The following is a 15,446-nucleotide window of genomic DNA, read 5'->3' on the forward strand; positions in this document are numbered from 1 at the left end:
CTGAAATACTGGGGGCTGGTGCGGCGAGCGCTGACCGGCGTTCTAGGCGGCGGCGTCCAGCGCCGACCATTCTGCATTGATGGCGAGGCTGACCTGTCCGGCCAGCTCCAGCAAGGTGATCTTCTGCGCTGCCAGTTCCTGCTGGCTGGCTTCGAAGGCTTCGATCTTCTGTTCCAGACTGTCTGTTGCATCGTGGATGCGCTGGATCGACGCCTGCCGGTGCTTGAGCTGTTCCTTGTGCTGGCGGATCTGCGCTTCCAGCGGCGCCATGATCACTTTCAGCCAGGCTTCCGCATCCTGATTGGCGGACTTGAAGCAGGCCCGCACGCGCGAAGCGATGGTATCAAAAAATTTCTCCATCAGTACTACGCGGCTGGTGGTAATCAGCGTGGCCGTGCCGAACTGCTTGTTGTAGATGGCTTCGATGGTGGCGATTTCGGAGCGATAGGGCTGCAGCGTGAAGGCCATGGGCATGGCCAGCGACAGCCCGTGCTCGCTGGCGAAGCGGCGGTACATCACGGCCATCATGTCGCTGATTTCGGCCGTCTTGCGTTCGGCTGCATCGAGGTTGGCGTTGACGCGGGCGAAGTACTGGCGCATGGCTTCGCGCACACCCGTGAAAAAGCGGCTGTGCTGCATATCGCTGCGCACCTGCTCGATATCGTCGCGCACGATGTCCATGCCCATGCAGGTGTATAGCTCGGTAGACAGACGGGTGAAGACAGAGCGGGTGGCCTGCAGCGTGTACAGGCTGGCATCGAACTCCTTCTTCTCCACGTCGATGCGGCGGATCATGTGGCTGATCATGTTGTGGTTCTTGCCGCGCAGGCTAGTCAGTTCCACCAGCTGCTCGACGATGCCGCGGCTGCGTGCCTGCAGCAGCCCCAGTTGCGCGCTGCTGAGCGCCTGCAGTTCGTCCTGCAGTTGCTGGCGTACGATATCCTTTTTGGCCGTGATCAGCTGCTCGAACAGGGCCTGTTCCAGCGCCGGCAAACGGCTGCGTGCGAGCAGCTCGGCGTCGCCCGTGATGCGTGCCACCAGCCCCTTCTGGGCCGAGACGGGGAACACCTGACGGGTTTCCAGCCCCAGCGTGTGAGCAGCCTGTTCCTGCTGGCGGGCGATGTCGGCATCGATGTCGGCCGTGTTACGCAGTTCGTCCCACAGGCCGTCGATTTTGTTGAGCACCACGATACGGCCCGCACCCGCACCTATGTGCTGGCGCCAGACGTCGATATCGCTGCGCGTAACGCCGGCATCGGCAGCCAGGATGAACAGCACGGCGTGCGCATTCGGTATCAGATTGAGCGTCAGCTCGGGCTCGGTGCCGATGGCGTTCAGGCCCGGCGTATCGAGGATCACCAGCCCCTGCTTGAGCAGCGGGTGAGGGAAGTTGATGATGGCGTGGCGCCAGCGCGAAATCTCCACCATGCCGGCTTCGTCTATGGTCGCGGCGAGCGTGGGGTCTTCGTCGTCGTACAGGCCGTAGCGGCGCGCTTCTTCCACGGGCACGCGGCGCGTCAGGCCCACCTGCTTGAAGATTTCGTGCATGCCCGCGCCATCGTCGAGCGCTAGCGGCAGCACGGTCCAAGCCTCGGGCTGCTCACGGTAGTCGCTGGTGGACAGATGTTCGGCGCGGGTTTCGATGGGTAGCAGCCGCAGCGACGGCGCATAGGCAGCGTCGTACATCAGCTCGGTTGGGCACATGGTGGTGCGGCCCGCCGCCGAGGGTAGCAGGCGCTGGCCATAATCGGCAAAGAATATGGCGTTGATCAGCTCCGATTTTCCGCGCGAGAATTCGGCCACAAACGCGACCGACAGCTTGTCGTCAACTAGCCGCGCCAGCGTGCGGGCGATACGCTGCTCGGTGGCGCCATCGCTGAGGCCAGTGGCACGCATCCAGCTCTGATAGCCGGTCAGCGCGGTCAGTACGCTCTGGCGCCAAGCGCTGTAATGTTCGAAATCCCTGACCATGGAGTCTGCCCTTATTTTTGGCAATGCACGCAGTAAAACGTGGAACGCTGGCCCTGCTTGATTTGCCGGATAGTGGTGCCGCACACTTTGCACGGCACACCAGCACGATCATAGACGAAATAGGTCTGCTGGAAGTAGCCCGATTGGCCATTTACGGCAATAAAGTCACGCAAGGTGCTACCGCCCTGCACGATGGCTTCGGCCAGCACGTCGCGTACCGTCTGCGCCAGCGTTTCGTAGCGCGCCAGGCTGATGCGGCCTGCCGGGGTTTTCGGATTGATGCGGGCACGGAACAGGCTTTCCGAGGCGTAGATATTGCCCACGCCGACTACGATATCGCCTGCCAGCAAAGCTTGCTTAACGGCGGTGCTGCGGCCGCGCGTGCGGTCGTACAGCAGCTTGCCCGTAAAGCCCGCTTCCAGCGGCTCCACGCCCAGTTCGCGCAGCAGTACGTGGTGTTCCAGCGCGCCGTCGGCAGCGTCATGCCAGAGCACGGCGCCGAAGCGGCGCGGGTCTTTCATGCGCAGGGCTTGCAGGCCTGCGTCGCTGTGCACCACCAGATCGATGTGGTCATGCTTTTCCGGCGCTATGCCGGCCGGCATGATGCGCAGATGGCCGGACATGCCCAGATGGATGATCAGCGTGCCATGGTCGAAATGTACCAGCAGGTATTTGCCGCGCCGCCCAGTGGCGCGCACGGTGCGTCCCGCCAGTAGCTGATTGAGTTCGGGCGGGAAGGGCCAGCGCAGGCCATCGCGGCGCATCACCACGGAATGCACGGTACGGCCTTCGAGGTGGGGCGCAACGCCGCGCCGGGTGACTTCAACTTCTGGTAATTCTGGCATCTGTTTCGCTTCTGGTCGGCTATGGTTGAGCGGGAAGGGCGTGCTGCGCCGGCGGTTCCTGTGCCTCCGGCCGGCCGCGAAATGGCTGCGGCGGGAGTGGAAAGCGGGCTGATCGGAATATTTGGTTACACTAGTCAAACACGCCAGCCCGGTGCAGGGCGTAAAATCTGTCCGTAACTATACCGATCGCCAGGATTTACCCTTGAAAAACGCTTTTGCCATTGTAACCTTGTCGGCCCTGCTGTCGGCATGTGCCACCGCCCCGCAACTGGCTTCCCCCGTCTCCACTGCTGCCGCCGATGCGACCAAGGCGGCCAGTACGCCCGACAGCGCTGCTGCCAGGGAGGGCCAGCCCGCTCCTGCCGCTGAAACGCTGACGGCAAGTACTGACGCGCCCGCAGTGCCAGAGGTGGTATTGCCGAAAGTGGAGCTGACCAGCGAGCTGGTCTACCGCATCACCAAGGCCGAGCTGGAATTCAAGCAGGGTAACTGGCAGGGGCCGTATATCACCATGCTGGCACTGGCCCAGCAGACCCGCGACCCGCGGCTGGCGCAGCGGGCCACGGAAATGGCCATGACCGCTAAGCAGGGGCCGGAAGCGCTGTCGGCGATCCGCCTGTGGCGCGCGCTGGCGCCCGAGTCGGACGAGGCGATCCAGCTGCAGCTGGGCTTTTTGGTCAACAACCCCGATTTGCGCGAGGCGGAGCAGGTGTTTGCCTTGCGCCTCAAGCAGCTACCGGCGAAATCCCGTCCGCTGGCCATGTTCCAGATGCAGCAACTGCTGCTGCATCTGAAGGACAAGGCGGCCACTTTTGCGCTGCAGGAGCGCGTGCTGGCACCGTATGACGACATGCTGGAAAGCCATCTGATCATGGCCCAGAGTGCGTTCGCGCTCAACGATGCACCGCGCGCCTATGCGGAAGCGGAGCGGGCGCTGGCCATCAAGGCCGATTCCGAGCTGGCCGTGCTGACCAAGGCGCAAGTGTCGGGCAGTCTGGACAAGGCACTGGCCGTGCTGTCCGATTTCCTCGTCAAACACCCTCATGCCCACGAGGTGCGGGCCGCCTATGCCCGCATACTGATAGATGCCAAGCAGGTGGATGCGGCGCGCGAGCAGTTCCTCACCCTGCTCAAAGATCAGCCCGACAATCTGGCCACGCTGTATTCGCTGGGCGCCATGGCCATGCAGAGCAATGATCTGGTCAGCGCCGAGAAATACCTGTCGCGCTACGTGGACGTGCTGGCGCAGCAGCCCAACGACGAGCGTGATCCGGCCAAGGTGCTGATCATCCTGTCGCAGATCGCCGAACACCGTGGCGATCTGGCGGCCGCCTACAACTGGCTGGAGCAGATAGACGGCAGCGGCGATGACAAGGAATATCTGGCGGCGCGCCTGAAGATGGCGCAGCTGACGGCCAGACAGGGCAAGATAGACGAAGCGCGCGCCCAGCTGGCCGAACTCAAACCTAGCGACCAGAATGATCTGGCCCAGGTCTTCCTGGTCGATGCCCAGCTGCTGCGCGATGCCGGCGATGTGCTGACGGCTTTCGTGGTGCTGGAAAATGCCAACAAGCGCTTCCCCGGCAATCCCGACCTGCTGTACGAGTTTGCCCTGCTGGCTGAAAAGCTGGGCCAGATGGAACTGATGGAAAAAACGCTGCGTCAGGTCATGATCGCCGCGCCCGATAACCAGCAAGCCTACAACGCACTGGGCTACTCGCTGGCCGAGCGCAACGAGCGCCTGCCGGAAGCGTATAGCCTGATCGACAAGGCGCTGAAAATGGCGCCCGGCGATCCCTACATCATGGACAGCATGGGCTGGGTGCAATTCCGCATGGGTAATCTCGATGAAGCGGAATCCATGCTGCGCCGTGCCTATGCCGCGCGCAACGATGCGGAAATTGCCGTGCACCTCGGCGAAGTGCTGTTCGTTAAAGGCGATCAGGCCGGTGCCAGAAAGCTCTGGCAGGAAGCCCAGCGCAAAGACCCGCAGAATGATGTGCTGAAAAGCACGCTGGCCCGCCTCAAGCAAAGCCTCTGATAGCCGCACTCACATGACAGCACTCACGATGACTGATTACCGACCTGCGCGCCGCCGTGCGCTGCTGACTGCTTTGGGCCTAAGTGCCAGCTTGCTGCTGGGCGGCTGTGCCAGCACGGGTGGCGCAGCGCTGTCGGCCACTACGGTGGCGCCTTACCGCCAGACGCTGGCCCTGCAAGGGTCTATAGGCATCAACTACCTGCGTGACGGCAAGCGCGAATCGCTGACGGGCACTTTCCAGTGGCAGCAGACGCCTGCCGCAACCGACGTGACGCTGGTATCGCCGACGGGCCAGACCGTGGCTGTGCTGCATGTCACGCCAGCACAGGCCAGCCTGCAGCAGAGCGGCCAGCCGCTGCGTACGGCCGCCGATCTGGATAGCCTGACCACCCAGACGCTGGGCTGGAGCCTGCCCGTAGCGGGCCTGCGCGACTGGCTGCAGGGCTATGCCACCGATGCGCAGGGCCAGCGCTTCAGCGCTTCGCCTGCCCGCAACACGGTGGTCACGCGCGATGGCTGGAAAGTCGAATATATGACCTGGCAGGACGAGCAAGCGACCGTGCCGCAACCGAAACGTATCGAGTTGACCCGCCTGGGTGCAGGCGAAGTGGAAGAGCTGGCGATCCGCATTGCCATCCGTCCCAGCGTAGAAGAATAAAATACCGACATGACAAGTTTGAAACATTGCCCCGCCCCCGCGAAACTCAATCTCTTCCTGCACGTAAATGGCCGCCGTCCCGATGGCTACCATCTGCTGCAGACCGTGTTCCAGATGGTGGACCATGGCGATAGTCTGGACTTCACGCTGCGCGACGATGAGCAAATCGTGCGCGTGACGGAACTGGCCGGCGTGCCGCAGGAGTGCGACCTGATTATCCGCGCCGCCCGGTTGCTGCAGGCGGAAGTGCAGCGCCGCACGGGCCACCTGCCGCGCGGAGTGGATATCGCGATCAATAAGGTGCTGCCCATGGGCGGCGGGCTGGGTGGCGGCTCGTCCGATGCGGCCACCACGCTGATGGTGCTCAACCATCTGTGGCAAGCCGGCCTGAGCCGCGATGAACTGATGGCCATGGGCTTGCCGCTGGGCGCCGACATCCCGTTCTTCATCTTTGGCCAGACCGCGTTTGCCGAAGGCGTGGGCGAGGCGCTGCAGCCGGTGCAGGCGGCTGATTGCTGGTATGTGGTGATCGAACCGGGGGTAGAAGTCCCTACAGCAGCAATTTTTTCTTCAGAACATTTGACAAGGGATACTCCGCCGGTCATAATATCGGACTTTTCCAGCTACCTCGAAAATCGAAACGGTTTAAAGGAATTTGGAAAGAACGACTTACAGCAGGTAGCAACGCAGTTATATCCGCCGGTAGCAGAAGCGGTAGCGTGGCTAGCAGCGTACGGTGATGCCAGGATGACTGGCTCTGGTGCATGTGTGTTCTGTGCGCTGGCCTCCGAAGCTGAAGCAGAGTCGGTGCTGAAACAGGTGCCGGCGAAGTGGCAAGCATGGAAAGCCAAGGCGCTCCATCATCACCCACTGGATGCGATGTTGTGAGGCGTAAAAAAGATTTGGCTTAGCGTTAAAATGGCTGTATAATATCGGCCTGTAACGACAAGCAGTCAGTTGCGTAGGGGAATCGCCAAGCTGGTTAAGGCACCGGATTTTGATTCCGGCATACCAAGGTTCGAATCCTTGTTCCCCTGCCATTCGTTTGTATCTGGAACCGTCGAGGCTGAAGCAGTCTCCGGCCGGATAAGGCAAAAATGTCTCGCCTGGAGCGGGACATTCTACTTAGTACACATAGCGTCGGCAGCACTGCCGGCGGCTGTTCAAAAAATTCTTCGACTTTTCTCTGGGACTCCCAATGGCTTTCGAAAACCTGATGGTTTTTACCGGCAACGCTAATCCTGCATTGGCAGAAGGGGTCGTCAAAAATCTCGGCATCCCTCTCGGCAAGGCAAACGTTTCGAAATTCTCGGACGGCGAAGTGATGGTAGAGATTAACGAAAACGTCCGCGGTAAAGACGTCTTCGTTCTGCAATCGACCTGCGCCCCTACTAACGACAGCCTGATGGAACTGATCCTGATGGTCGATGCACTGAAACGTGCATCCGCTGGTCGTATCACTGCTGCAATTCCTTACTTCGGCTATGCCCGTCAAGACCGTCGCCCGCGTTCGGCACGTGTGGCGATCTCGGCAAAAGTCGTGGCCAATATGCTGGAAGAAGCCGGCGTCGAGCGCGTCCTGATCATGGATCTGCACGCTGACCAGATTCAGGGCTTCTTCGATATCCCGGTAGACAACATCTACGCATCGCCAGTTCTGCTGGGCGACCTGCAGAAGAAAAATTACCAGGATCTGCTGGTGGTATCGCCGGACGTCGGCGGCGTAGTGCGCGCACGTGCACTGGCCAAGCGTCTGGGTTGCGATCTGGCCATCATCGACAAGCGCCGTCCTAAAGCCAACGTTTCCGAAGTGATGAACATCATCGGTGAAGTGGAAGGCCGTAACTGCGTGATCATGGATGACATGGTCGATACCGCCGGTACGCTGGTGAAAGCGGCAGAAGTGCTGAAAGAGCGCGGCGCCAAGAAAGTCATCGCGTATTGCACCCACCCTGTGCTGTCCGGTCCTGCGATCGAACGTATCACCACCTCCTCGCTGGACGAGCTGGTTGTGACCGACACGATTCCGCTGTCCGAAGCTGCCAAGGCCTGCGACAAGATCCGTCAACTGACCTGCGCACCATTGCTGGCAGAGACCTTCAAACGTATCGTCAAGGGTGATTCCGTGATCTCCCTGTTCATCGACTAAGTTCGACGATACGTGATGCCGCAGCCTGTGCTGCGGTGTTGCTAAAAGATTTACGCGGCGCACCGGCTTTTGCCGTTGCGCCGTTGTTGTTCCGGTTGCATGGGTCGCAAGACCCATATTCTGAAGCACCCTGGTCGCGGGGGCTTCCTAACACGGGGCGCGAGCCCTGTTATTTTTGGAGTATCACATGAAAGTAGTAGCATTCAAACGCGAATTGCAAGGTTCCGGAGCGAGCCGCCGCCTGCGCAATTCGGGCCAGACCCCAGGTATCGTTTACGGCGGTACCGAGCCAGCAATCACCATCTCGCTGGACCACAACGCCCTGTACCACGCTCTGAAAAAAGAAGCGTTCCACTCGTCGATCCTGGATCTGGAAATCGACGGCGTTTCCCAGCAAGTTCTGCTGCGCGACTTCCAAGTCCACGCATTCAAACAACTGGTTCTGCACGCTGACTTCCAGCGCGTAGACCAGAACAAAAAAATGCACACCAAAGTGGCTCTGCACTTCGTGAACGCTGAAGTTTCGCCAGCTGTTAAGCTGCACGGCGCAACCATCAGCCACGTTGCTAACGAAATCGACGTATCGTGCCTGCCAAAAGACCTGCCAGAGTTCATCACCGTTGACCTGGCAAACATCGACGTTGGCCACTCGCTGCACGTAGGCGATCTGGTTCTGCCAGCTGGCGTTACCGCTGTTACCCACGGCGCTAACCTGACCATCGCTACCGCTTCGGTACCTGCTGGTCACGTATCGGCTGAAGCCGCTGCTGCTGAAGAGAAGAAGTAATCACTGATGCCGCCCGCGGGCGGTAGCTAGTGCAGCCCCCGCTGGTCTGATCGCACTCTGGTGCGCCTGCCAGCGGGGGTTTTTTTATGCCCGATCCTATTTTTGCCGCGCAAAATTTTATGCCTATCCGTCTCATCGTTGGTCTCGGCAACCCCGGCGCCGAATACGAACAAACCCGCCACAATGCCGGCTTCTGGCTGGTCGATAATCTGGCCAACAGCCTGCCCGGCACCCGATTGCAGCGCGAAACGCGCTACAACGCGCTGATGGCGCGCACCAGCGTGGCCGGTCAGGAAGTGTATCTGCTGGAACCGCAGACCTATATGAACCGTTCCGGCCAGTCGGTCGGTGCGCTGTGCCGCTTCTTCAAGATCACGCCCGATCAGGTGCTGGTGGTGCACGACGAACTCGATCTGATGCCGGGCATCGCGCGGCTCAAAAAAGGCGGCTCGACCGGTGGCCACAACGGCCTGAAAGACATCACGGCGGCACTCGGCACGCAGGATTACTGGCGGCTGCGCCTAGGCATCGGCCATCCGCGTACGCTGGGCCTGCAGCAGCCGGTGGCGGATTTCGTGCTGCACCGTCCGCGTCGCGACGAGCAGGATCTGATCGAACAGGCCATCGATAAGTCGCTGCTGGTGATGAACCAGATCGTCGAAGGCAAATTCGAAGCCGCTACCATGAAGCTGCATACGGCCTGAGTTGACGGTGGTATGCTGGTATTTTGATCACGCCAGCAAGGAAACCACCGATGAAATATCTGCCGCTCGCTGCTCTGCTGTTGACCGTCGGCGCGCACAGCGCCCCTGCACTCGATGCCGCTGCCGTGGCCACGCAGGTGAATGCCATGTATCCCAAGCTCGATGCCATCTATAAGGATCTGCATGCGCATCCGGAGATCGCTTTTCAGGAGCAGCGCACGGCCGCCAAGCTGGCAGCAGAAATGCGCAGCCTCGGTTTCGAAGTAACGGAAAAAGTCGGCAAGACGGGCGTGGTGGCCATCCTGCGCAACGGCGCCGGCCCCACGGTGCTGGTGCGTACCGAAATGGACGGCCTGCCGATGGAAGAAAAATCCGGCTTCCCGTTTTCCAGCAAAGCCCATGCGCTGCTCGAGGGTAAAGACACCATGGTGGCGCATAGCTGCGGCCATGATGTGCACATGACGGCGTGGCTGGGGGCAGCGCGCACGCTGGTGGCGATGAAATCGCAGTGGAAGGGCACGCTGATGTTCATCGGCCAGCCTGCAGAAGAAATCGTCAGCGGCGCCAAGGCCATGCTCGATGATGGCCTGTTCCGCCGCTTCGGCAAACCCGATTACGCGTTTGCCCTGCATAGCTGGCCGCATGCCTACGGCACCATCGGCTATAACAGCGGCCCTGTCTCGTCCAATTCGGACGCTATCGAAATCACTTTCAAAGGCCGCGGCGGCCATGGCTCGGCACCGGACAAGGCGCTCGATCCCGTTACCATTGCGGCCCGTTTCGTGGTCGATGTGCAGACCGTGGTGAGCCGAGAAAAAGATCCCAGGGAATTCGGTGTAGTCACCATAGGCGCCATCAACGGCGGCACGGTGGGCAACATCATCCCGGACTCCGTGCGCGTGCGCGGCACCATCCGTTCCTACAGCCCGGAAGTGCGGGCCAAACTGCTGGCCGGTGTGCGCCGCATTGCCAACGCATCGGCCGCCATGGCCGATGCGCCGGCGCCGGAGGTGGAGCTGATTGCCGGTGGTGCTGCCATCGACAACAGCGCGGCACTGGTGGCGCGCACCGCGCCCGTGTTCGAACAGGCTTTCGGTGCGGCCAATGTGGTGCGCCGTCCGGCCATGACGGCCAGCGAAGACTTCTCCGAGTTCGTCAATCAGGGCGTGCCCGGTATGTTCTTCTTCACCGGCGTGTACGATCCGGCGGCCGTGGCGGAAGCCGAAAAGCCGGGCGGCAAGCCGCTGGCCTTCAACCACTCGCCTTACTACGCGCCGGTACCGGAACCATCGATCAAGACCGCTGCACAGGCGATGGTGCTGGCGGTCATGAACGTGATGCAGTGAGATGCAGACTAGCCGCCGCAAGCGGCGGCTGGTTCATCAGCGCGTCGCTGCGATCCAGCGGTTGACGCGCGCTTCCAGTATCGGTAGCGGCAGGGTGCCGTCGCCGATCACCACCGCGTGGAACTGCGGGAAGCTGAACTTGTCGCCCAGCGCGTCCTGCGCACGCTTGCACAGTTCCTGTATCTTCAGTGCGCCGATCTTGTAGCTGAGCGCCTGCGCCGGCCAGACCATATAGCGTTCGATCTGGTTTTTGGCGCGCGCTTCCGGCCAGCCCAGTGTGTCCACCAGATAGGCGATGGCCTGCTCGCGGCTCCAGCCTTTGGCGTGCATGCCGGTATCTACGACCAGACGCGCGGCGCGCAGCATTTCCGCATTCAGGTGGCCGAAGTAGGCCACCGGATCTTCATACAGGCCCATTTCGCGGCCCAGCGTTTCCGAATACAGGGCCCAGCCTTCCGTGTAGGCTGCGCTGTTCTGGTTCTCTGTGCTGAACTTGCGGAAGTCGGGCAGATCGAGCTCCTTCAGCAGGGCCGCATGCAGGTGGTGGCCAGGCACGCCTTCGTGCAGGAACAGACTGACCATGTCGACCCGGCTGTACTGCTTGGCGTCGTTCACCACGGGCCAGAACACGCCCGGGTGCGAACCGTCGCCGGCAGGCGGGGTGTAGTGGTCAGACGCGGTGGCGCGCGTGAGTTCCGGTTCCAGATGCAGTTCCAGCTGGGCTTTCGGAATCAGGCTGAAATAGGCCGGCAGTTTGGCCTGCACCTGCGCGTAGATGCTGCGGTAGGTGTCGAGCACCTGTTCATCGCTGCTGAAGATGCGGTACTGGTCCTGCCGGGCCACCCATTGCGGCAGCAGCTTGGGTTCACCCGTGTAGCCCAGCTTGGGCGCTACTTCGGCCATCTGCTGCTGGATGCGCGCGACTTCTTTCAGGCCCAGTGCATGGATGGTTTCCGCCTGCAGGGGCAGGTTGGTGCTGTCCTTGATGCGGGCCGCGTACCATGCCGCGCCATTGGGCAGAGCGCTCCAGCCCGTGCTGGCGCGGCTGGCCGGCAGATAGTCCGTTTCGAGGAACTGCACGAGGCGGTCGAGGGCCGGTGCAATGCCTTTTTCCACGGCGCTGCGGTAGGCGGCAGCCAGCTGCTTCTGATCGGCGGCGCTGAAGCCGGCAGGGAAGTGCCTGGCGGGGCTGTAGTAGATGCTCGCTTCGGTGCTGCTGGCGCGCAGGGCGCGCATTTGCGGCAGCAGTGCCTGCGTGATGGCGGCCGGCTGCACGATGCCGCTGCGCATGCCGGCACGCATATTCGCAATCGCCTGATCTATCCACGCCGGCAGCTGGTTCAGGCGGCTCAGATAGGCGCGCTGCTGTGCCACCGTGTTAAGCGGTTGCGAGCCGTTACCGTCGGCATAGTTGGCCAGCGTGCTAGGAACATTTTCGAAGTGGTTCAGCGGCAGCAGGTGCTCGGGGAAGGATTCGAGCTGCATGGCGTTATTCAGCTCGTAGGTGAGCAGCTCGAAGGTTAGCTGGTCCTGCGGGTTGAGCTGATTGCGCTTGAGCGCCATCAGCTGCTTCTGCATGGCGCGGTACAGATTGAATTGCTGGGCGCGTACTTTGGGGGATATCGCTAGCCCCAGCTGGTCGTCATAGCGGCTATCGCCGTTGGCGGTAGCGAACAGCAGCGGGTCGAAACGGCAGCGCGCGCGATGGAACTCGGCGGCGATGCGGGCCAGCTGCTGCTGGGCGTTGCCGGCTTTGGCGCTGTCGCTGTGCTTGGCGCGCGCTGCGGCATTGGCTGGTAGTGTGGTCCAGGTGCTCAGCAGGGCGGTGGCGAGTACGGTGGCGGTGAGGGCGGAACGGGGACGGCGGACGATCGGCATACGGTTTCCTCGGCAAAGTGGCTAGCCGGGAAAGTCTAGCAGTTCAGCGGCGGATGCAACAGGGGCGGACCCCGTTGCCGGTGGTCCGCCCCTGCAGAGTGCTACGCGGGTAGCGTTAGATTATGCCTGTTTGGCTTTGCGGCGACGTGCAGCGAAGCCGGTGATGCCCAGACCGGCCAGCAGCATGGCATAGGTTTCTGGCTCAGGTACAGCTTGTGCCAGACCGTCCATGGCGTAGATCTCGGCTGTGGTCTTGTTGTAGGTTGGATTGTTCAGAATGTTCTGATTCAGATTCCAGCCCATGGCGTCAAACGCAGCCAGATCGTTCTGGCTCACAGAACCACCGGCGCAAGCGGCAATGGTTGGGTCCATCACACCGATCTGACGGGTGCTCAGGTAGCAGCTGCCGCCCAGATCCAGTACGGCTTTGTTGTCAGCCCAGTGCGAAGCTTGCTGACCGTCGCCGTTGTAGCGGCCGGTCGAGAAGAAGGCAGCTTCCTGCGCAACGTCTGGCAGGTTGAAGACGCTGGCACCGCCGTCAATCGAGAAGAAGGCAGTCTTGTTGGCGCCCCATTGCAGGTAGCGGCCACCGCCGTCGACGCCCGAACCATAGCGGAACAGATCCAGCGTGCTGCCGATCGCCCAGTCATCGATGTTTTTGGTGCCAAATGCGCCGCTGCTGAATTGAGCAGCGTAAGGGCCCTTGCCGCCAACCAGATCGAAGGTGTCGACGCCACTGACGAAGCCCAGAGCGTGGCCCAGTTCGTGTACTGCAACGGCGGTGAAGTCGTATTTGCCGCTTGCAATGCCATCGGTAGGGTTGAAGTCGAAGGCAAAGTTGGAGCTGAAAGTAATGCTGGCGTCAGTTTTGCGGGCGGCGTACGAATCTTGGTAGCTGGCGCCCATACCCATAGCTTTCAGTACCGCAGTGTTCACGTCCAGGTATTGGTTAATGCCATTGCTGCCATTCGAAATGCGGCTGGTAACGGACGGGTCGACACCGATCTTGTTGGCAGCATCAGCGTACGCATTGACGCGCATGGCCAGGTCGGTGCCATTCGCCAGCGTTGGCAGGTGGGCTACAGCAATCTGGTCCAATGCGCTGGTGCCGGTAGTTTTCAGACCTTGGTAAACGTCAGCAACCGATACGCCATTCGTGTTGCTGCCAGTGCTGCCCAGAATGCCGGCGCCCAGCGAAGCGAACTTAATGTCGATGCGAATGGTGGCATCGTTCGACAGCGTCTTGTTCCAGTAGTTGGCTGCTTTCTGGAAAGCAAACAGTGCCTCAGCGCCGTGCGGGGCGGTGGCGAAGCTGTTGGTGCTATCGATCAGAACGATATTGGCAGCAGACGCAGGAACAGCCATCGCAGCGGCAACGGCGGCAGCGGCGACACTCTTAACCAGGGTTTTCTTCATTTCACATCTCTCCATGTAAGCGGTATTTGTTTTTACTGGGCTCTAATGACCCTATATTGGTGGGGGATCGGTCACCTGCCGGCATCGCTGAGGACGCCTGAAAAGCGTAACATAAGCTCAATTTCCATTGTTTTAAGATTACTCAATTAGCATAAATAAATTTTTAATAAACAACACTTTGTATTTCTGCAATGCAAAAAAAGCAATTGAAAGGTCTATTTGTGACAATCTCAGCCGGTGCTGCGGTGTCGGGCTGTCGTGGCAGCTTCGGGCGGGCTGCAGGATTTTGGAGAAGGGCAGTGCGGAGAGGTACAATAGAGCTCTTTTTTTGGCAAAACGCACCCGAACTTCAGCGATCGCATGGCTGATAGGCTGCTTTTGTCCTCATTGCGTAGTGATGGTGGTGGTTTATCGCAAGCCTGTATGGTGCCGGCCCAGCGCCGCAAGCATCCGCCTAACTCGTTGAACTTTAAGGATTATTCATGAGTCTCAAATGCGGCATCGTCGGCCTGCCTAACGTCGGCAAGTCCACCCTTTTCAATGCGCTGACCAAGGCTGGCATTCCGGCCGAGAACTACCCGTTCTGCACCATCGAACCTAACGTGGGCGTGGTGGAAGTGCCGGACCCGCGTATGGCCGCACTGGCCGAGATCGTCAAGCCTGAGCGCATGGTGAATGCCATCGTGGAATTCGTCGACATCGCCGGTCTGGTGGCCGGTGCATCGCAAGGCGAAGGTCTGGGTAACCAGTTCCTGTCGCACATCCGCGAAACGGACGCCATCGTCAACGTGGTGCGCTGCTTCGAAGACGACAATGTGATCCACGTGGCCGGCAAGGTCAGCCCGCTGGACGATATCGAAGTGATCCAGACCGAACTGGCGCTGGCCGACCTCGGCACGGTGGAAAAAGCCCTGCACCGCGAGAACAAGAAAGCCCGCTCCGGCGACAAGGATGCCGCCAAGCTGGTAGCTCTGCTGGAACGCCTGATGCCGCAGCTGAACGACGCCAAGCCAGTGCGTGCACTGGGTCTGGATGCCGATGAGATGCTGCTGATCAAGCCGCTGTGCCTGATCACCGCCAAGCCTGCCATGTATGTGGCCAATGTATCGGAAAGCGGCTTCACCAATAACCCGCTGCTGGATCAGCTGAGCACCTACGCTGCCACCCAGAACGCGCCTATCGTAGCCATCTGCGCTTCCATCGAAGCTGAAATCGCTGATCTGGATGACGCAGACAAGTCGGCTTTCCTGGCGGATCTGGGTATGGAAGAGCCGGGCCTGGACCGTCTGATCCGCGCTGCCTACAAGCTGCTGGGTCTGCAGACCTATTTCACCGCTGGCGTGAAAGAAGTGCGCGCCTGGACCATCCATATCGGTGATACCGCGCCGCAAGCTGCCGGCGTGATCCACACCGACTTCGAACGCGGTTTCATCCGTGCCCAGACCATCGCCTACGACGACTTTATCCAGTACAAGGGTGAATCGGCGGCCAAGGAAGCGGGCAAGATGCGCGCCGAGGGCAAGGAATATGTGGTGAAAGATGGTGACGTACTGAACTTCCTGTTCAACGTCTGAGTCAGATTCTGGCTTTAGCACCACGTAAAACCCCGGCATGCCGGGGTTTTTTATTGTCTGAAATTCAGCCCGCTGCA

11 protein-coding genes, 1 tRNA gene and 2 pseudogenes are annotated in these 15,446 nt (G+C 60.7%); 9 read left to right on the forward strand and 5 right to left on the reverse strand.

What is annotated here, in order from left to right:
- Positions 1-42: 42 nt before the first annotated feature.
- Both GTP23_RS16170 and mutM read right to left on the reverse strand, forming a co-directional pair.
- Positions 43-1,971: a dynamin family protein gene (locus GTP23_RS16170; RefSeq protein ID WP_161036061.1), complete on the reverse strand. Its 1,929-nt coding sequence runs from the start codon at positions 1,969-1,971 to the stop codon at positions 43-45.
- 11 nt (positions 1,972-1,982) lie between these two features.
- Positions 1,983-2,816, reverse strand: a complete 834-nt coding sequence (mutM, locus tag GTP23_RS16175; RefSeq protein ID WP_161036062.1) for a bifunctional DNA-formamidopyrimidine glycosylase/DNA-(apurinic or apyrimidinic site) lyase — start codon at positions 2,814-2,816, stop codon at positions 1,983-1,985.
- Between the two features lie 202 nt (positions 2,817-3,018).
- Here mutM and GTP23_RS16180 point away from each other — a divergent pair, with 202 nt between their 5' ends.
- The 8 genes from GTP23_RS16180 to GTP23_RS16215 all read left to right on the forward strand — a co-directional run bounded on the left by GTP23_RS16180 (position 3,019) and on the right by GTP23_RS16215 (position 10,501).
- On the forward strand, positions 3,019-4,857 hold the full coding sequence (locus GTP23_RS16180; protein ID WP_161036063.1) for a tetratricopeptide repeat protein: 1,839 nt from the start codon (positions 3,019-3,021) through the stop codon (positions 4,855-4,857).
- Between the two features lie 28 nt (positions 4,858-4,885).
- Positions 4,886-5,515 carry a lipoprotein insertase outer membrane protein LolB gene (gene lolB, locus GTP23_RS16185; protein ID WP_161036064.1) on the forward strand — a complete coding sequence of 210 codons (630 nt, stop codon included), beginning with the start codon at positions 4,886-4,888 and terminating at the stop codon, positions 5,513-5,515.
- Positions 5,516-5,524: 9 nt separating this feature from the next.
- Positions 5,525-6,403, forward strand: a complete 879-nt coding sequence (gene ispE, locus GTP23_RS16190) for a 4-(cytidine 5'-diphospho)-2-C-methyl-D-erythritol kinase (RefSeq protein WP_161036065.1) — start codon at positions 5,525-5,527, stop codon at positions 6,401-6,403.
- A gap of 75 nt (positions 6,404-6,478) precedes the next feature.
- Positions 6,479-6,555: transfer RNA gene (locus GTP23_RS16195), tRNA-Gln, on the forward strand.
- Between the two features lie 158 nt (positions 6,556-6,713).
- Positions 6,714-7,664, forward strand: a complete 951-nt coding sequence (locus tag GTP23_RS16200; protein WP_155436342.1) for a ribose-phosphate pyrophosphokinase — start codon at positions 6,714-6,716, stop codon at positions 7,662-7,664.
- Between the two features lie 187 nt (positions 7,665-7,851).
- The gene (locus GTP23_RS16205) at positions 7,852-8,451 is read left to right on the forward strand and encodes a 50S ribosomal protein L25/general stress protein Ctc (protein WP_155436341.1); all 600 of its coding nucleotides are present in this window, start codon (positions 7,852-7,854) and stop codon (positions 8,449-8,451) included.
- A 119-nt stretch (positions 8,452-8,570) separates the two neighbouring features.
- A complete protein-coding gene (gene pth / locus GTP23_RS16210; protein ID WP_161036066.1) occupies positions 8,571-9,155 on the forward strand; it encodes an aminoacyl-tRNA hydrolase in 585 nt (194 codons plus the stop codon).
- Positions 9,156-9,205: 50 nt separating this feature from the next.
- Positions 9,206-10,501: an amidohydrolase gene (locus tag GTP23_RS16215; protein ID WP_161036067.1), complete on the forward strand. Its 1,296-nt coding sequence runs from the start codon at positions 9,206-9,208 to the stop codon at positions 10,499-10,501.
- A gap of 36 nt (positions 10,502-10,537) precedes the next feature.
- Here GTP23_RS16215 and GTP23_RS16220 read toward each other — a convergent pair whose 3' ends face one another.
- From GTP23_RS16220 to GTP23_RS16225, 3 genes and pseudogenes are all read right to left on the reverse strand, one after another.
- Positions 10,538-12,379: a DUF885 domain-containing protein gene (locus GTP23_RS16220; RefSeq protein WP_161036068.1), complete on the reverse strand. Its 1,842-nt coding sequence runs from the start codon at positions 12,377-12,379 to the stop codon at positions 10,538-10,540.
- A 120-nt stretch (positions 12,380-12,499) separates the two neighbouring features.
- Positions 12,500-12,595 (reverse strand): annotated as a pseudogene (locus tag GTP23_RS23090) (PEPxxWA-CTERM sorting domain-containing protein); the annotation flags it as partial.
- A gap of 87 nt (positions 12,596-12,682) precedes the next feature.
- A pseudogene (locus GTP23_RS16225) lies at positions 12,683-13,810 on the reverse strand (NF038122 family metalloprotease); the annotation flags it as partial.
- Between the two features lie 467 nt (positions 13,811-14,277).
- On the opposite strand from GTP23_RS16225, the gene ychF reads away from it, so the two are divergent.
- Complete coding sequence (gene ychF, locus GTP23_RS16230; protein WP_161036070.1) at positions 14,278-15,369, forward strand: redox-regulated ATPase YchF; 1,092 nt, start codon at positions 14,278-14,280, stop codon at positions 15,367-15,369.
- The last annotated feature ends 77 nt before the right edge of the window (positions 15,370-15,446 follow it).

The organism is Duganella fentianensis (assembly GCF_009857835.1).
Taxonomy (GTDB): Bacteria; Pseudomonadota; Gammaproteobacteria; order Burkholderiales; family Burkholderiaceae_D; genus Rugamonas; species Rugamonas fentianensis.